The following is a 17,666-nucleotide window of genomic DNA, read 5'->3' on the forward strand; positions in this document are numbered from 1 at the left end:
AGATACAGCCTTATGTTACAGGCAGCGCAACAACTCATGCGACGGCAGGGCATCCGGCGCCTGCTGGTGCTCAGCGGTGAACCCGGCTGGTGCCGCGAACAGGCACAGCGGCTGGCGGCGACGCTGCCGGGCGACTGGCCGTGGGTGGGGGAAAACTCGCCGCCCGGCCTGACGGCGTTGGCGAGCGGCGCGGTGCGCCAACTGCTGGGGCAGGAACGGCTGCACGCGGTGTTCGACGCCGGCCAATCGCTGGACGTGGAGGCATTGGCGGCGCTGTGCGGCGCACTGCGCGCCGGCAGCTGGCTGCTGCTGCTGACGCCGCCCTGGCGGCAATGGCCTCAGCTGCCGGACGGCGACAGCCTGCGCTGGAGCGATTGCCCACAGCCGATCACCACCCCGCATTTCATTCACCATCTGCAGCAGCACCTGGCCGACGACCGAGAAGTGACGATCTGGCGGCAGGATGAGCCTCTGACGCTGGCCGCGCTGCCGGCGCGTGAGGGTTGGCTGCCGCCGGATGGCCGACCGACCGGGGAGCAACAGGCGATCTTGACGGCGCTGCTGCAGGCCGAATCCGGCGTGTGGGTGCTGACCGCCGCCCGCGGCCGCGGCAAATCGACGCTGGCCGGCATGCTGGTGGCGCAGTCGCCGCTGACCTGTTGGATCACCGGGCCGAGCCGCGCCGCCACGGAGGTAGCCGGGGAATGGGCGCAGGGGCGCGCGCAGTTTTGGGCGCCTGATGCCTTGCTGGCGCAGTGTCGGGAGGGGGACGTCGGCGCCGTGGGCTGGCTGCTGGTGGATGAAGCGGCGGCGATCCCCGCGCCGCTGTTGCAGCAGCTGATCGGTTATTTCCCGCGCGTGCTGCTGACCACCACGGTGCAGGGGTATGAGGGCACCGGCCGCGGTTTTCTGCTGAAGTTTTGCGCTGGGCTGCCGTCTTATCAGGCGTTGAGCCTGCAACAGCCGATGCGCTGGGCACAGGGCGATGCGCTGGAACGGGTCACGGACAATGCGCTGTTGTTCAATGAGCTGCCCGCCTGGCCGGCGGATGGCCAGGCGATCGATTACAGCCAGGCAGAGCAGCGTGAGCTGTGCGCCGATCCGCAGCGGCTGGCGCGTTTCTACGCCCTGCTGAGCAGCGCGCATTACCGCACCTCGCCGCTGGACTTGCGCAGGCTGATGGATGCGCCCGGCATGCATTACGGGCTGGCGCAGGCCGGGCCAGAGGTGGTCGGCGCCGTGTGGCTGGTGGACGAAGGCGGCTTGAGCGCCGAGTTGGCGCACGATGTGTGGGCCGGCCGCCGTCGGCCGCGCGGCAACCTGGTGGCGCAGTCGCTGGCGGCGCACGGCGGCCAATGGTGGGCGCCGACGCTGCGTTCAAGGCGCATTACCCGCATCGCGACGCTGCCGGCGCTGCGGCGGCAGGGTATCGCGCGTCAGCTGATCGAACGGCAACGCCGCCAGGCGCAGGGGCTGGATTTCCTGTCGGTCAGCTTCGGCTATACCGAGCCGCTGTGGCGCTTTTGGCAATCCTGCGGTTTCGAGCTGGTGCGCATCGGCAGCAAGCCGGAGGCCAGCAGCGGCTGCTATACCGCGATGGCTATTTTACCCTTGAGCGAGCAAGGGGAGGCACTGCGGCACGCGGCGCACAAGCATCTGGCGCGCGACTGGCCCTGGTTGCGGCAGCGCATCGAGCTCGCGCTGGCGATCCCGGGCGACGACGGCGATACGTCGCTCGGCGAAGAGGACTGGCGCGAGCTGGCCGGGTTCGCTTTCGCCCATCGGCCGCTGGAGGCCAGCCTGGGGGCATTGCAGCGTTTGCTGTTGGCCAGCAATTTGCCGCTGCCCGCGCTGCGCGGCCATCTGCAGCGGCGGCAATCCCCTGCGGCCTGCGCGGAGCAGGCGGGCGTCAGCGGCCAGAAAGCCTTGCTGCGCCACTGGCGGCACGAAACGGCGCAGGCGCTGGAACAGCTGAATGCGCAGCACTGCCGCTACTGGCGCGACTGGGCGCAGTCGTTGCAATAAATTGAACAACTCGCTCAATAAAACCCGATTTTCCCGCTTTCTCAACGGCGTATAGTCACTGTCAGCGGTGCGGCGGCGACTGTCCTCGCACCAGGTTTGGTTACTATTAAGGAGTCATCGATGAAACATGAGCATTTCGTTGTCCAAAGCCCGGCGACCCCGGCGGCGCAGCTGATCTTGCTGTTTCACGGTGTCGGCGACAACCCGGTGGCGATGGGGGAGATCGGCAGCTACTTCGCCAAAGAGTTTCCTCAGGCGCAGGTGGTGAGCATCGGTGGCCCCGAAGCGTTTGGCAACGGCGTCGGGCGCCAGTGGTTTTCGGTGCAGGACGTGACCGAAGAGAACCGCGCGGCCCGTATTGCAGACGTGATGCCGCAGTTTGTGGCGGTGGTGCGCCATTGGCAGCAACTGAGCGGCGTGGGCTATGCCGGCACGGCGCTGGTGGGGTTCTCGCAAGGGGCCATTATGGCGCTGGAAGCGTTGAAAGCGGAAACCCGGCTGGCCGGGCGCGTGGTGGCGTTCAGCGGGCGTTTCGCCCAGCTGCCTGAACAGGCTTTCGGCGACAGCGTGGTGCATTTGATCCACGGTGCAGAGGACGCGGTGATCGCGGTGCAACACGCTCACGCGGCGGCGGAAGCGCTTCGGGCCGGCGGCGCCGATTTCACGCTGGACGTAGAGGAAAACGTCGGGCACGCGATCAACCAGGGCATGATGAACGCCGCGCTGGAAAGGCTGCATTATTATGTGCCGCAGCGCTACTGGGACGAGGCATTGTCCGGCAAGCGCGGCGAGCTGATCGCCTTTCGCTAAAAACTCAGGGCGCCGATAAGCGCCCTGGTGTCATTTCTTTTTCGGCCAGTCGTCTTCGTCATCCCACTGGGCATTATTGTCGCGGTGCGGCGGTATCTCCGGCTTGTTGGCCAGATAGCTTTTCACGTCGACGCGGCGCAGTTCCTTGATGCCGCTGACGACCATTCCCACCAGAACCAGCAGGATAATCCACCAGTAATCAGCTAACCATTGCATAGCTACTCCTTTACTTCACTGCGTATAAAACGCGAAAAAATCGAGGGCAGATGGCGTTCGAGCCATTCGGCACCGGCGACCTCCTTGTCTTGCCAGGCCGCCAGCAACAGCGCCGGGGTCAGCAAGCGTTCGGCCTCTTGCGCCAGCGGCCGGTAGCTCAGATGCCACGGCTCCACCGCCACGCCGCCGCTGTCTTCGGTAAAGGGGCGGTAGAAACCGAACTCGGCCATATGCGCCGTCAGCCACTGGTTGAGCGGCGCAAAGTAACCGCCTTCTTCATATTCCCACGGCTCCAGCTGCAGCTTTTTCCCTTCCGGCAGCAGCGACGGATCGTACACATCCAGATCGCTGCCCCAGTGATGGCGGCTGGCGCCCGGCAGAGCCGACCAGCGCAGGATCGCCTCACAGCGCTCAGCGGCGGGCAGCGGCGCGACGTCGATCGGGCGGCTGTCCTTATCTAATACTGGCCGCTGGCCGCAGAATTTGCCATTCCAGATCGCCAACTGCCGGTCGAAATCGCGGAAGGTGCTGGCGGGTTGGAGATCGAATCCCGCCTCACGCGCGGCCTGCTGCATCGCCAGGAAGGCGTTGACCGCCTGCGGCTGCAGCCGATGGTTCCCGCTCAGCGGCGCCAGGTGTTCGGTTGAGCGGCCGGTGAGCATCTCTGCGTTGATCATGCGACCAATTGCTCCATGATGCGTTGATACATGCGGCTCAGCAGCTGCAGATCTGCGGCGTTGACGCATTCGTTGACCTTGTGGATGGTGGCGTTGACCGGCCCCAGCTCCACCACCTGCGCGCCCATCTGCGCGATGAAGCGGCCGTCGGAGGTGCCGCCGGTGGTCAGCAACTGCGGCGTCAGTTCAGAATAGTGCTCGACGGCGTTGACCACCGCATCCACCAGCGCGCCGCGCGAGGTGAGGAACGGTTGGCCGGACAGCCGCCACTCGATGCTGTAGTTCAGCTGGTGGCGTTCAAGCAGCTCTTCCACGCGCTGCTTGATCATCGCATCGGTCAGCTCGGTGCTGAAACGGAAGTTGAACTGCACATAAAGATCGCCCGGGATCACGTTGTTGCTGCCGGTGCCGGCCTGCACGTTGGCGATCTGCATGCTGGTCGGCGGGAAGAACTCGTTGCCGCGATCCCATTCGATCGCCACCAGTTCATTCAGCGCCGGCATGGCGCGGTGCACCGGGTTGTCCGCCAGGTGCGGATAGGCGACGTGCCCCTGTACGCCGTGGATATGCAGGTTGGCGGTGATGGAGCCGCGTCGGCCGTTTTTCACCACGTCGCCGACGCGCTCGGTGCTGGACGGCTCGCCGACCAGGCAGTAATCCAGCCGCTCGTTGCGCGCCATCAGCGCTTCGACCACCTTAACCGTGCCGTGGGTGGCGCTGGCCTCTTCATCCGAGGTGATCAGGAATGCCAGGCGGCCCCGGTGATCCGGGTTGGCGGCGACAAATCGCTCGGCGGCCACCACCATTGCGGCCAATGAACCTTTCATGTCCGCCGCGCCGCGGCCATACAGCATGCCGTCGCGGATCGCCGGTTCAAACGGCGGGTTGTCCCAACGCTTTTCATCGCCGGTTGGCACCACGTCGGTGTGCCCGGCAAACGCCAGGGTTTGCCCTTCGCCGCGCCAGGCCCAGAAATTCTGGGTGTCTTCGAAGTCCATCGCTTCGACGGTGAAGCCGATTGCCTGCAGACGATCGATCATCAGCTGCTGGCAGCCTTCGTCATTCGGGCTGAGGGAAGGGCGCTTGATCAGCTGCTGGGCCAGTTCGATAACCGGGCAAGTCATACGGCGACCTCGGCGATAAATTGCTGGTAAGCGTCGGCGTTAAAACCGAGCAGGGCGCGGCCGTTGCCGTCGTCCAGCAGCGGGCGTTTAATGATTGCCGGCTGCGCCAGCATCAGCGCGATGGCGGCGTCGGCGTTATCGCAGGCGTTGCGCTGCGCTTCATCCAGCTTGCGCCAGGTGGTGCCGCGGGTATTGAGCAGCGGCTCCCAACCCAGTTGCGCGACGAAACCGCGCAGCTGCTGTTCGGTCAGGCCGTCGGCGCGGTAGTCGTGAAAATGATAGGCCACGCCCTGATCTTCCAGCCAGCGGCGGGCTTTCTTGATGGTGTCGCAGTTTTTGATGCCGTACATCGTCAGCGTTGTCTGTTGCGGTTTGTTTGCCATGGCGTAAAGCTACCTGTCTCGTCGAGTCGATACTGGGCGGCGGGCGCGGTCTTAGGCCTTCTCGCCGCCCGGCGATAGCAGAGATAATGCCAGTAAAGCGGCGGCGAGATCCAGACAACGATGCGCGCGAGATGCGATTGAGCACCAGGGAGAGAGGTTGGCAATGTGGTTGAACGGCAGACTTCGCCGACGGTGCTTGTAAAAGACGTCGGCGAACGCGTTCAGCCGCCAATGCGGATCTGGGCTCAGAGGAACTATTCTTTATTAATTTTTATATTTAAACGATCGGTTAAACACCGTACGCGGGTAATATGCAACAGCGGTTTTATTCTGCTGGCGCCAAGCTTTTTCATGATTCTCGATTTGTAATGATTGGCGGTTTTGTTTCTTATATTCATAGCGTTGCTGATATCGGTCAGCGATTTTCCCGTCGACCACTCCGACAGGAAAAGGGACTCGCGCCGGGAGAGCTGCGGCGGCTCGGTATAGTGACTGTAGCGCGTATATAAATCGCCGATCAGGTGGCTGAAACGGCTTAAAGATATAAGGTTTGATAATATAATGGTCTTATTGTCGACAATCACCATCTCATGCGGGCAGTCGGTAATAATGACTATTTTGTAGGTTTTGGGGTTGGCATATTCATCGCGGTAACGCGCTTCAAAATTGGCGAGGGTGACATCGATAAAGCAGACCCTTCTGCGGTTAAAGTCGGCTGGCGTGTTTTTTTCTGACCATGTTTGATTTATCAGTTGTCTGATACCGATAATGGTATAGGTACATTCGCTGAAAATATCGATCTTCATATTATTATAATCCTTTATTTTTTATTCCCGGTGGCGACGATTATCTTAAAGTATAAAAATAGAAATAATCGAAATAATTAAATGTTGAATTATTTCCGGTAATGAATCTCAACATTTACCTATACCGCTGGTTTAGTCAGTTTGTTTTTTATTTGATTGATAATCAAGAGATAAATAGGAGTAATAAAAAGTGCCGCAAGAGGGGTAGAGGCTTTTAAATAGATGCCAGCTATCAATCAAGGATAATTAAAAGGAAATATCATAGATTATTCCTATCGTAAATTAATATTCGATCGTTTTTACCGATCTTTTGGTTCGTGATATCTTTGTAAGAGGTCTAATGACTAAGAAATATCTCTGACAGGAAGTTCAAACGTTTTCTCATTCATGGTTGCAGAGGTGAATAATAGTGAAAATAAAAAGTTAAAAGAGAGTGTGTGTTTTTTCTGGGGCGTTTTGGCTAAGCGTTTTATCTGTCTCAAGCATATCGTCAGCTGTATTCTGCTGAGAAAAGTATTTTGATCAAGATGATCAGCGGATATAACCGCCGTTTTGCAACCGTTGCAGTGAGGCGCCGTCCGCATACACCATGCCGGTGGTCAAATCGTGAAAGCCGTACTTTTTATAGAAGGCCAGTTTTTCCGGCACGGAATAGATGAAAATCTTGCCGAGCGGCGCCAAATCTTGCATCACCCGATCCATCAACCTGCGCCCCAGCCCTTGCCCCTGAAAGCGCGGATCGATCGCCACGTCGGCCAGGTAGGCGACCGAGGTCAGGTCGCTGATGGCGTGCGCGGTGGCGATCAGCTCGTCGCCGATAAACCCCCAATAGCAAAACTGGCTGTGTTGGTAAACGCGCCGCAGGGTGTGCGGATCGCGCTTACCCAGCCCGGCGGCCTCCAGCAATTCGCACAGCCGCTGCCAGTCGATGGCGCGGCGGTTTGGGTCGGTGATAATTTCCATCGTTTTCCTCTAACCAATAAGACTGAGGTCGGCGGCATAGTGCCGAATGGCGCGCTGATACCCGCGGATGTCGGCGCTCCATTGTCGTATTTTTATACCTTTTACACGCTACCGCGGAGAAATTGATATCACAAGGGAATAGCAGCACTAAACATTGATCAGATAAATACGAAAATGTGCGCTAAGCCCGGTTTCCGGGCCCGGCATCGTTCCCGTTTCCCTTCACATGGTCAAAAAACAGGCGTAGAATCCGCTTCGTCAAATAATTGAGGTTGTAAAGTATTATGGTTGATCGTGAATTAGGAAACTGGAAAGATTTCATTGATGAGATGTTGGGCAACTGACACAGCGTTGAAGCAGATGGCAAGGTTGAGTCATTGGAAAGTCACTGAAACACCTTGGGAACGAGATTATCGTTCGAAATAAAGCAGCATCGGTAACCCGACGCTGCTTTTTTTATGCCCAGGCTATCACTCCCCGGCGGCCGTCGTATTGCCTGCCGGATGCGCTTTGCCCGGGAAGCGGCGGCGCACCAGCACGAAGAACAGCGGCACGAAGAAAATCGCCAGCAGGGTGGCGGAGATCATGCCGCCCATCACCCCGGTGCCGACCGCATGCTGGCTGCCGGAACCGGCGCCGCTACTGGTGGCCATCGGCAGCACGCCGAAGATGAACGCCAGCGAAGTCATCAGGATCGGCCGCAGACGCATGCGTGATGCGTCGAGCGTCGCGGACATCAGATCCTGCCCTTTGTGGTTCAGCTCGTTAGCGAATTCGACGATCAGAATGGCGTTTTTCGCCGACAGCCCAATGATGGTCAACAGGCCGACCTGGAAATAAACGTCGTTCTCCAGGCCGCGCAGCCAGGTGGCGGCGACCGCGCCGATCACCCCCAGCGGCACCACCAGCATCACCGAGAACGGTATCGACCAGCTTTCATACAGCGCCGCCAGGCACAGGAACACCACCAGCAGCGAGATGGCGTACAGCGCCGGCGCCTGCGAGCCGGACAAGCGTTCCTGGTAGGAGAGCGCCGTCCATTCCAGCCCGAAGCCGGTCGGTAACTGGCTGACCAGTTTTTCCATTTCCGCCATGGCGGTGCCGGTGCTGACGCCGTTGGCCGCCTCGCCGACGATTTCCAGCGCCGAGTTGCCGTTATAGCGTTCCAGCCGCGGCGAGCCGTATTCCCAGTGTGAACTGGCGAAGGCCGAGAACGGCACCATGCCGCCCGCGCTGTTGCGCACATACCATTTGTTGATGTCTTCCGGCAGCATGCGGAACGGCGCGGCGGCCTGCACGTAAACTCTCTTCACCCGGCCGCGATCGACGAAGTCGTTGACGTAGGTCGAACCCCAGGCGGTGGAGAGGGTATTGTTGATGTCGTCGATAGACACGCCCAGCGCCTGCGCCTTGCGCTGATCGATATCGATCTGCAGCTGCGGGCTGTCGTCCAGGCCGTTGTGGCGCACGCGCGACAGCAGCGGATTTTGCGCCGCCAGCTGTAACAGTTGGTCGCGAGCCGCCATCAGTTTAGCGTGCCCCAACCCGGCGTGATCTTCCAGTTCCATGTCGAAGCCGGAGGAGTTGCCGAGGCCGGTGATCGCCGGCGGGCTGCTGGCGATCACCCGCGCTTCGTTAATCTTGTTGAATGCCAGTGTGGCGCGATCGATGATGTCGAACGAGCTGTTGGCGCCCGAGGTGCGCAGATCCCAGTCTTTCAGCCGAACGAACAGACGCGCCACGTTTTGGCCGTTGCCCCCCGGCCCGGAGCCGATGATGGCGAACACCGACAACACGTCCTGTTTCTCTTCGGTGAGGAAATACTGCTCGACCTTTTCCACCACTTTAGAGGTTTGCTGCAGGGTCGAGCCCGCCGGCAGCTGTACCTGTACGGTGAAGATGCCGCGGTCTTCCTGCGGCAGGAACGAGGTCGGCAGCTTGATGAACAGCAGCGCCATGCCGCCGAGCAACAGCAGATAAATCACCATGTAGCGGCCGCTGGCGTGCAGAATGCGCCCCACGCCGCGCTCATAGCGTTCGGCGTTGCGGTTGAACATGCGGTTGAACCAGCCGAAGAAGCCGCGCTTGCCGTGATGGTGCCCCTTGGCGATCGGTTTGAGCAGCGTGGCGCACAGGGCCGGGGTCAGGATCATCGCCACCAGCACCGACAACACCATGGCGGAAACGATGGTGATGGAGAACTGGCGATAGATGGCGCCGGTGGTGCCGCCGAAGAACGCCATTGGCACGAACACCGCCGACAGCACCAGGGCGATGCCGACCAGCGCGCTCTGGATTTGCCCCATGGATTTGCGCGTGGCTTCACGCGGCGGCAGGCCTTCTTCGCTCATCACGCGTTCGACGTTTTCCACCACCACGATGGCGTCGTCCACCAGCAGGCCTATCGCCAGCACCATGGCGAACATGGTAAGGGTATTGATGCTGAAGCCGCAGGCGGAAAGGATGGCGAAGGTGCCCAGCAGCACCACCGGCACGGCGATGGTGGGGATCAGTGTGGCGCGGAAGTTCTGCAGGAACAGATACATCACCAGGAACACCAGCAGGATGGCTTCCAGCAGCGTTTTCACCACGTCCTTGATCGAGGCTTTGACGAAGGGGGTGGTTTCATAGGCCACTTTGGCCTCCAGCCCGTGTGGGAAGTACTGCGACAGCTCGGCGATCTTGTCCTTCACCAGCTGGTCGGTCTGCAGTTCGTTGGCGCCGGAGGCCAGCTTGATGTTCATGCCAGCGGCCTGCATGCCGTTGTAGCGGCTGAGGTAGTTGTAATTCTCGCCGCCCAGTTCGACGGTGGCGACGTTGCCCAGCGTCACCAGCGAGCCGTCCTGATTGACCCGCAGCGTGATCTGGCGGAACTGTTCCGGCGTCTGGAGCTGCGACTGGGCGTTGATGGTGGCGTTCAGCGCCTGCTTGTCGACCGACGGCGTGCCGCCCAGCTGGCCGACCGCCACCTGGGCGTTCTGCGACTGAATGGCCTTGACCACGTCCTGGGTCGTGAGCTGGTAGCTGTTGAGCTTGTTGGGATCGAGCCAGATGCGCATGGCGTATTGCGAGCCGTACACGTCCATGCTGCCGACGCCGTTGATGCGGCTGAGCGGATCCTGCAGGTTGGAGACGATGTAATCGGCAATGTCCTGCTTGTCCATGCTGTTGTCGGTGGAGACGAACGCCACCATCATCAGCGTGGTGTCGCCGGATTTCGACACCGTGACCCCCTGATTCTGCACCGCCTGCGGCAGACGTTTGATCGCCGCCTGCAGCTGGTTTTGCACCTGCTGCATCGCCTCGTTGGGATCGGTGCCGGCTTCGAACGTCAGCGTGACGGTGGCCTGGCCGGTATTGGTGCTCTGCGACGACATATACATCATGTTGTCGAGGCCGGTCATATTCTGCTCAATGATTTGGGTAACGGTGTTTTCCAGCGTTTGCGCCGAAGCACCTGGGTAAGTTGCGCTGATGCGCACGTTCGGCGGCGCCAAATTCGGGTATTGTTCTACCGGTAGGGAAGAAATCGCCAACGCCCCGGTCAGGCAAAGAATAATTGCCAGCACCCAGGCAAAAATCGGGCGATCAATAAAAAAATTGGCCATGCAGCGCGAACCTCGTTATGACTTGTTCTATCTTTAAAACGCATCAGAATTATGCATTTCAGCGGCAGGGAAGGATTCCGGCGCTATTGCACTTTACTCGGGATAGCCGAGGAAAGCGTGGAGAAAAAAAGGAGATAGTGTAAATAACGGTAGCGGAAAACGGCGTGGGTGTACTGGCGTCGGTAATTGTACGCTATTAAGACATTTTTATTACTATCAAAGGCCTTGCGCATCTCTTCGCCGCAGGGAACCGGAAAGTAAAAACTGGACTTACCTTACAGCAGGAGCTTGGCATGGGAATTAACCCGGTATTTGCCCGTCGGCTTTATTTGTGCTGGCTGATCAGCCACAGTGAGCGGCCCAATGTGCCGCGGTTGATGGCGCTGACCGGCTGGCCGCGCCGCACGTTGCAGGATGTGCTGAAGGCGCTGCCCGGCATGGGCGTCGAGCTGCAGTTCGTGCAGCAGGGCGTGCGCAACAACGACGGTTTTTATCAGTTGGAAAGCTGGGGGCCGTTCAACAAGAGCTGGGTGCACCAGCATCATCAGGCGCTGCTCAGCGCCATCGAGTAAGCTGCCCCGGCGCATTGGCCGGGGCGGGGCGATCATTGACTTTTGTGCTCCAGGTACATCACCGTCGCCGCCACGCGAGAACGCACGTCCAGCTTGCGCAGTATGTTGCGGATGTGCACCTTCACGGTTTCTTCAGAGATATGCAACTGCGCCGCCACCTGCTTGTTGGACAGGCCGCGCGCCACCTCTTGCAAGACGTCCAGCTCGCGTTCGGTCAAGGCGGCGAAGGGATCGCGTTGCTCGCCGCGCGCCAGCAAATAGTCGGCCATGGCGTCGCTGATCACGTTCTGCCCTTCGGCGGCGGCGCTGATGTGTTCCAGCAGCTGTTCCGGCTCGCTGTCCTTCAGCAGGTAGCCGTCTGCGCCGGCGTCGATCAGCGCATACAGATCGCTGCGCGCGTCGGAAACCGTCAGCACGATGATGCGCGCATCCACGCCTTCGTCGCGCAGGGCCCGCAGCGTGTCCAGCCCGGACATGCCTTTCATGTTCAGATCCAACAAGATCACGTCCGGCGTGTGCTGCAGTGCCAGCGCAACCGCCTCACTGCCGTTGCCGGCCTCTGCCACCACGCTAAATCGCGCATCCAGTCCCAGCAGTTGTTTGATGCCGCGCCGCATCAACGGATGATCGTCAACGATCATGACTCGGTATTGCTTCATCACCATGAAATATGCTCCCTGTAGCAAGTAAAGCCACTCAAACGCGCCCTGGGGCGTGCTTCACAGTGGGACTGTCTCTTCAAAAATAGCGGCAATCTTCGCCGCAAACCTCCCCGGGCGGCCTTCTGCCCGGCGGCAGCCGTAACGCAAAGTGAACAGCGGCGAGGTCAGGGCGGGAATGTCAGGCAGACCGCCGTGCCGCCGCCGTTTCTGCGCCGAATGTGCAGCGTTCCTCCCAATCGCGCCGCGCGTTCGCTCATGATGGTCAAGCCGTAGTGCCCTTCCGGTTCCTCCAGACTGGCGATGCCGCAACCGTCGTCGATAATGCTGAATACGTTGTCGCCTGCGGCGTTGACTTCGCAACACAGGGTGATTTCATTCGCCCCGGCGTGCTTGACGGCATTGAGCACCGCCTCGCGCACGATCTGCAGCGCGTGCACCTGCTGCTGGGCATTGAGCGCCTGCGAAGGTAGCCGACAGTGTAACTGAATCCGCGCGGGGGTTAGAGCCTTTAATGGCTGCAACAGCTGCTCCAGCGCGGCGTTCAGGTCCGCCTCCTGAATATTGAGACGGAAGGTGGCCAGTAATTCTCTCAGTTGGCGATAGGCATCGGCCAGCGTGCGATCGAAATCGTCGATAATCACCTGCGCCGCCGGCGCATCGGTGGCGCGCCTGAGCAGCGTAAGCTGAATGCGCAGGAACGACAGCGTCTGCGCCAGCGAATCGTGCAGCTCGCGGGCGATGGTCGCGCGCTCTTCCATCAACAGCAAATATTGGTGCTGCTTTTGCGCCCGGTTGAAGTAGACGCCGCGGCCCAGCATGTTGGCCAGGCTCTGCATCAGATGAGGATGCGGCGGGTGCGCCTCGGGCTGCCAACGCAGCTCGCCCAGCGGTTTGTCGCTCTGGGTGATCGGCAGCGTGTTCCAGGCTTGCGTCGGCGCCGGTTCCCCTTCATTCAGTTGCCACTGGCCGTGGTCGTCCGCCACGTTCAGCCGGATGCAGCGCAGCCGTTCGCTTTGGCGCACGATGCGCAGCACATTCTCGAACGCCTGCTGATCGATCTGGCGCACGCTCAGCGCCTGCGAACAGCGATACAGTACCTCCAGCGTTTCGTTGGCCTGCTGCAGGCGCCGGGTCTTTTCCTGCACTTTCAGCTCCAGCGACTGATAGAGCCGGGCCAGCTCGTCCGACATGGCGCTGAAGGTTTGCGACAGCACGCCGAGCTCGTTCGGCAGCGCCACGTCCAGCTGCGGGTGGCTGAAGTCGCGCTGCTGCACGCGCTGGCTGGCGTCGACCAGATGCTGCAGCGGCGTGACCACCTGGCGGCGCATAAAGCGAATGCAGAACAGCACCAGGCCAATGATGGCGGTGTAACCGATCACGCTGACGGCGGCCACCAGGGTGAGTTTCAGCTCGGAATAGCGCTGCAGGGCAGAAACGAAATGATCGACGCGGTTGACGTAGCCGGCGACCTCCGCCCGGTAGGCAGCCGCCTGCCCGCCGCGGATCTGGCGCTCCATCGTTTGCCATGCCCGTTGCAGCGCCAGATAGTGATTCCGCACCTCGGCCGGTACGTAAAACCGCGCCAGCTTTTGCAGCGCCGGCGCCTGTAAAGATTGCCGGTACTGCTGCAGGTGCAGCTCCAGCTCCGGGCTCTGCTGGTCGAGATCGAAGGCCAGCCGGTAGCTTTGCATGCGCAGCGAACCGGCGATATTGATCGCTTCGGCGTCGCTCTGGCTGCCGGCGACGGTGGTCAACGCCAACCCGGTGGCGAGCACCGACAGTATCACGATGCCGAACAGCGCTCTGGCCAGGCTGCCGGTCACGGAACGTTTAACAAGCAATCACGGATCCTTCTCTCAGGTGAGGCGCTTCGCCAGTTTCATTCGAAAGCAAAACTATAACTTTTGCAACTAAAATGCACCGCGATTTGTATCAAGTTGTCAACAAAACGGGAACAATTGTCGTCGTATAATCAAATGAATAGCGAAATGCCCGCCGATGTTCAGCGGCGGGCCGGTTTTCTCTGAAGATTTGCCTTTAGCGCGGATGAAATCAGGCAGAAGGCCCCCTGTTTCTGGGGGCGCTTTATTGCCGAGCTTCAGGGCGTCGGCAGATTCATCGCGGCCACCTGCTTCGCTGCGTAGTCGCTGAAGCGCAGCCCCCAGCGGGTGAAGTACTCGCGCAGATCCTGCCCCGCCTCCCGGCTGTAGACGACCACGCTGAAGTCGATGACCTTCTGCGGCGTGCCGAAAACGTATTTATATTTATCCTGCATGGTGTTACCCGGCGCCGCGAAAGTCTGCTTCAGCCGTTCCTGATTAATCCGCGGGAAAAAGGATTCATCATAAGCGTGCAACAGATGGGTAAAAAAACCCAGCGCGACATCATGCTGCTTCTTCGGGAATTCGTCATAGCGCACTTCTGATGCGAGGAACTTACGCACCGCATCCCGATCCCACTCCTTGTCGGCGCCCAGTTTGCAGGTTGAGCCATAGTCGAAATCGTTGCGTTCCGACAACAGGCGGCAAGCCAGTACCGAATAACGGTTGACCTGCACTTCGGGGAATACGTTGTATTCCCACTGCGGTTCGTTCTCATGCCCCAGTTCGTGCCAGAGTCCCCAGTGGGCGGCGTTGGCGCGGGTGGTCTTGTCGGCGAAGAAACCGACGTTGACCGCGCCCTCGCGGTATTCGGCGCTGCAGCATTTGCTGTAGTTGAGGAACAGGGAACCCTGTGATGCCGTGAACATCTCGTGGGTGCCGTCCATGCCGTTCACCGCTTCATACAGCGCGGCGATGCTGAGGCTTTCCCCCAGCGATTTATTGATGATCTCCTGCGTTTTGTCGGTGATTTTCTTCGGTACGAAGTGATTGGATTTACCGTCATACAACACGGCGCCGCCCAGGATGCCGGCGCCGGCCTTCTGTTGCTCCCAGTCGCCTTGCGTATTCTGACCGAGAATGTGCAGGTTGCTGTCGCCACCGCCGCTCACCTCTAACCGGACAAATTCGCCGTTTTGCTGTTTTTGCGGATGGCTGCAGCCTAAGGCCAGGACGCCGGTTTGCGCGAAGGTATAAGTGGTCTCCTTGTTGGCATCAAGCTTTCGTTTGTTCGAGTAGATGTTGTCAACGTTATCGAAACGGGCGCTGGTCGCCGCAAAACATGAGCTGCCTGCCGGAATAGTTCCGGCCTTTATCGTGACGCTGTCGCCCTGATTCCCAAGCGTGCGGGTGTAGAAGAAAATTCCGCGCGCCATGCTGCCATACAAGGAGTTGTACCAACTGGCGGCGTGAATGATCGGCAGCCGGTAGACATTTGGCGTGTCTGACGGGTACATCTGCATGGTGCGTTTGAGCCAATACAGCGGCGTGCGGGCATCTTGCGAGTCCGCCAGCGCCTGTTCGGCGTCCTGATTCAGCGCATCCAGGCTGGTGCCGATGTAACGCAACGCATCGTTGAATCCCTCCTGCTCGGCATAGGCTTGCCACCAGGGAGTCTCCTGGGCGGCACACTGGCCGAGGTTTTGCCAGGGTTCGCCGACCCAACCGGCTACGCCGGGGATATGGTGTTTTTCTGCCCACCATTTATTGGCGAACAGCGTATTGTCCTTTATGACCTGGGTGCCTTTGATGGCGTAGGTTTTAGCCGCCCATTCCGGCACGTTGGCGCAGTCCGCCGCCTGAGCGCCGGCGCTGGCCATCAATAAAAGGCTTAATGGTAACAAGCAGCGATGAGTCAGTTTCACGTTGGTTTTCCCTAAAGAGGCGTTGAAAAATAAAATAGGCGCGTGTTATTAGGATGATGTGGCGCTATCCCTTATGGTTTTTTTTCAGGGTTTCCGCTACTTAGATGTGCTTACTTTAAGATGATTTCAGGTCGGGCCGCCGCCGGGGCCGATGATGTTTTGTTGCAAATCGTCTGCCGCGGCGCGGCGTAATCGCGGTATGATCTTCAGGTTGCAACTCAAGGAAAAAGGGTCATGTCGTCGAAAATTGAGAATGTGAAGAAAGAGCTGCTGTCGGACAACTGGTATGTGCTGCATAAGTATACGTTCGATCTGAAACGCAAAAACGGCGGTTCGGTGCAACAGATGCGCGAGGTCTACGATCGCGGCAACGGCGCCACCATTTTGCTGTACAACCGCGCCAAGGGCACGGTGGTGCTGACCAACCAGTTCCGCATGCCGACCTATGTCAACGGCAACGAGAGCGGCATGCTGCTCGAGGCCTGCGCCGGCCTGCTGGACGCCGATTCTCCGGAGCAGTGCGCGCGCCGCGAAGCGGTGGAAGAGACCGGTTTTCAGGTGGGCGAGGTCAAGAAAATCTTCGAAGCCTATATGTCGCCGGGCGGCGTGACCGAGATCGTGCACTTCTTTATCGCCGAATACCATGACGATGAGCGGCGTGCGGCCGGCGGCGGCATTGAAGATGAAGATATTGAAGTGATCGAACTGCCGTTCAGCGAAGCGGTGGCGATGATCGCCGACGGCCGCATTAAAGACGGCAAGACCATCATGCTGCTGCAGTATTTGCAGATCCATCGGGTGATGGCATAAAAAAAGCCGGTCACGATGACCGGCTTTCTTATTGGCTGGCGCCAGGCCGCTTACTTCAGCAGCGCCTGCGCCTTGGCCACCACGTTGTCCACGGTGAAGCCGAACTCGGCGAACAGCTGCTCCGCCGGCGCCGACTCACCGAAGGTGGTCATGCCCACGATGGCGCCGTTCAGCCCCACGTACTTGTACCAGTAGTCCGCGATACCCGCTTCCACCGCCACGCGCGCCGTCACCGCCGCCGGCAGCACCGACTCGCGGTACGCCGCATCCTGCTTGTCGAACGCGTCCGTCGACGGCATCGACACCACGCGCACCTTGCGGCCCGTCGCAGTCAGCTTGTCCGCCGCTTCCACCGTGATGCCCACTTCGGAGCCGGTGGCAATCAGGATAACGTCCGGCGTGCCCGCGCAGTCTTTCAGCACGTAGCCGCCGCGGTACACGTTCGCCAGCTGCTCTGCGGTGCGTGGCTGCTGGGTCAGGTTCTGGCGCGAGAACACCAGCGTGGTCGGGCCGTCGTTGCGCTCGATGCCGTACTGCCACGCCACCGCCGATTCCACCTGGTCGCACGGGCGCCAGGTGCTCATGTTCGGGGTCACGCGCAGGCTTGCCAGCTGCTCCACCGGCTGGTGGGTCGGGCCGTCTTCGCCCAGACCGATGGAGTCGTGGGTGTAGACGAACACGTTGCGCAGCTTCATCAGCGCCGCCATGCGCACCGCGTTGCGGGCGTATTCCACGAACATCAGGAAAGTCGCCGAGTACGGCAGGAAGCCGCCGTGCAGCGCGATGCCGTTGGTGATGGCGGTCATGCCGAACTCGCGCACGCCGTAATGAATGTAGTTGCCCGCCGGGTCAACGTTCAGCGCTTTCGAGCCGGACCACATGGTCAGGTTGCTCGGCGCCAGGTCGGCAGAGCCGCCCAGGAACTCCGGCAGCACCTTGCCGAACGCTTCCAGCGCGTTCTGCGACGCCTTGCGGCTGGCGATGTTGGCCGGGTTGGCCTGCAGTTTTTCCACGAACGCCTTGGCGTCGGCTTTCCAGTCGGCCGGCAGCTCGCCGTTCATGCGGCGCTTGAACTCGGCGGCCAGCTCCGGGAAGGCCCTGGCGTAGGCGGCGAATTTGTCGTTCCAGGCCGCTTCTTTGGCCTGACCGGCTTCCTTGGCGTCCCACTGGGCGTAGATGTCCTGCGGGATTTCAAAGGCGGCGTATTTCCAGCCCAGCGCTTCGCGGGTGGCGGCCACTTCGGCGGCGCCCAGCGCGGCGCCGTG

General features: G+C 60.3%; 16 protein-coding genes. 5 read left to right on the forward strand and 11 right to left on the reverse strand.

Annotated elements, in window-relative coordinates:
* Window positions 1-36 precede the first annotated feature (36 nt).
* Both ACJ8HH_RS20270 and ypfH read left to right on the forward strand, forming a co-directional pair.
* Window positions 37-2,025 (forward strand): tRNA(Met) cytidine acetyltransferase TmcA, encoded by a 1,989-nt coding sequence (locus tag ACJ8HH_RS20270; RefSeq protein ID WP_308319165.1) that lies wholly within the window; start codon window positions 37-39, stop codon window positions 2,023-2,025.
* Between the two features lie 120 nt (window positions 2,026-2,145).
* Entirely contained in the window at window positions 2,146-2,835 is a 690-nt protein-coding gene (ypfH, locus tag ACJ8HH_RS20275) for an esterase (protein WP_060419966.1), read from the forward strand.
* A 30-nt stretch (window positions 2,836-2,865) separates the two neighbouring features.
* Here the strand turns inward: ypfH and ACJ8HH_RS20280 are convergent, their stop codons facing one another.
* From ACJ8HH_RS20280 to ACJ8HH_RS20305, 6 genes are all read right to left on the reverse strand, one after another.
* Complete coding sequence (locus ACJ8HH_RS20280) at window positions 2,866-3,051, reverse strand: YpfN family protein (RefSeq protein WP_004941720.1); 186 nt, start codon at window positions 3,049-3,051, stop codon at window positions 2,866-2,868.
* Window positions 3,052-3,053: 2 nt separating this feature from the next.
* Window positions 3,054-3,728: a M15 family metallopeptidase gene (locus tag ACJ8HH_RS20285; protein WP_033648808.1), complete on the reverse strand. Its 675-nt coding sequence runs from the start codon at window positions 3,726-3,728 to the stop codon at window positions 3,054-3,056.
* On the reverse strand, window positions 3,725-4,852 hold the full coding sequence (dapE, locus tag ACJ8HH_RS20290; protein WP_033648807.1) for a succinyl-diaminopimelate desuccinylase: 1,128 nt from the start codon (window positions 4,850-4,852) through the stop codon (window positions 3,725-3,727). The genes ACJ8HH_RS20285 and dapE overlap by 4 nt, the downstream gene beginning before the upstream one ends.
* The gene (locus ACJ8HH_RS20295) at window positions 4,849-5,235 is read right to left on the reverse strand and encodes an ArsC family reductase (RefSeq protein ID WP_033648806.1); all 387 of its coding nucleotides are present in this window, start codon (window positions 5,233-5,235) and stop codon (window positions 4,849-4,851) included. The genes dapE and ACJ8HH_RS20295 overlap by 4 nt, the downstream gene beginning before the upstream one ends.
* 254 nt (window positions 5,236-5,489) lie before the next feature.
* Window positions 5,490-6,041: a LuxR C-terminal-related transcriptional regulator gene (locus tag ACJ8HH_RS20300; RefSeq protein ID WP_033648805.1), complete on the reverse strand. Its 552-nt coding sequence runs from the start codon at window positions 6,039-6,041 to the stop codon at window positions 5,490-5,492.
* 531 nt (window positions 6,042-6,572) lie between these two features.
* A complete protein-coding gene (locus tag ACJ8HH_RS20305; RefSeq protein ID WP_033635490.1) occupies window positions 6,573-7,004 on the reverse strand; it encodes a GNAT family N-acetyltransferase in 432 nt (143 codons plus the stop codon).
* 284 nt (window positions 7,005-7,288) lie between these two features.
* Between ACJ8HH_RS20305 and ypfM the strand changes: the two genes are divergently transcribed.
* Window positions 7,289-7,348: a protein YpfM gene (ypfM, locus tag ACJ8HH_RS20310; protein ID WP_100396732.1), complete on the forward strand. Its 60-nt coding sequence runs from the start codon at window positions 7,289-7,291 to the stop codon at window positions 7,346-7,348.
* A gap of 126 nt (window positions 7,349-7,474) precedes the next feature.
* On the opposite strand, the gene acrD is transcribed toward ypfM, so the two are convergent.
* Window positions 7,475-10,612: a multidrug efflux RND transporter permease AcrD gene (acrD, locus tag ACJ8HH_RS20315; RefSeq protein ID WP_197766303.1), complete on the reverse strand. Its 3,138-nt coding sequence runs from the start codon at window positions 10,610-10,612 to the stop codon at window positions 7,475-7,477.
* A 293-nt stretch (window positions 10,613-10,905) separates the two neighbouring features.
* Here acrD and ACJ8HH_RS20320 point away from each other — a divergent pair, with 293 nt between their 5' ends.
* Complete coding sequence (locus ACJ8HH_RS20320) at window positions 10,906-11,184, forward strand: winged helix-turn-helix domain-containing protein (protein ID WP_004941750.1); 279 nt, start codon at window positions 10,906-10,908, stop codon at window positions 11,182-11,184.
* A gap of 32 nt (window positions 11,185-11,216) precedes the next feature.
* Here ACJ8HH_RS20320 and ACJ8HH_RS20325 read toward each other — a convergent pair whose 3' ends face one another.
* The 3 genes from ACJ8HH_RS20325 to ACJ8HH_RS20335 form a co-directional block, all read right to left on the reverse strand.
* On the reverse strand, window positions 11,217-11,849 hold the full coding sequence (locus ACJ8HH_RS20325; protein ID WP_060452038.1) for a response regulator: 633 nt from the start codon (window positions 11,847-11,849) through the stop codon (window positions 11,217-11,219).
* 161 nt (window positions 11,850-12,010) lie between these two features.
* A complete protein-coding gene (narQ, locus tag ACJ8HH_RS20330) occupies window positions 12,011-13,687 on the reverse strand; it encodes a nitrate/nitrite two-component system sensor histidine kinase NarQ (protein ID WP_060452039.1) in 1,677 nt (558 codons plus the stop codon).
* 257 nt (window positions 13,688-13,944) lie between these two features.
* A complete protein-coding gene (locus ACJ8HH_RS20335) occupies window positions 13,945-15,591 on the reverse strand; it encodes a M60 family metallopeptidase (RefSeq protein ID WP_139340198.1) in 1,647 nt (548 codons plus the stop codon).
* Between the two features lie 234 nt (window positions 15,592-15,825).
* Here ACJ8HH_RS20335 and nudK point away from each other — a divergent pair, with 234 nt between their 5' ends.
* Window positions 15,826-16,401 carry a GDP-mannose pyrophosphatase NudK gene (gene nudK / locus ACJ8HH_RS20340; protein WP_033635486.1) on the forward strand — a complete coding sequence of 192 codons (576 nt, stop codon included), beginning with the start codon at window positions 15,826-15,828 and terminating at the stop codon, window positions 16,399-16,401.
* A gap of 50 nt (window positions 16,402-16,451) precedes the next feature.
* Here the strand turns inward: nudK and ACJ8HH_RS20345 are convergent.
* A partial coding sequence (locus ACJ8HH_RS20345) for a transketolase-like TK C-terminal-containing protein (RefSeq protein ID WP_442520245.1) occupies window positions 16,452-17,666 on the reverse strand: 1,215 nt, incomplete at its 5' end.

The organism is Serratia sp. CY32780 (assembly GCF_052169135.1).
GTDB lineage: Bacteria > Pseudomonadota > Gammaproteobacteria > Enterobacterales > Enterobacteriaceae > Serratia > Serratia sarumanii.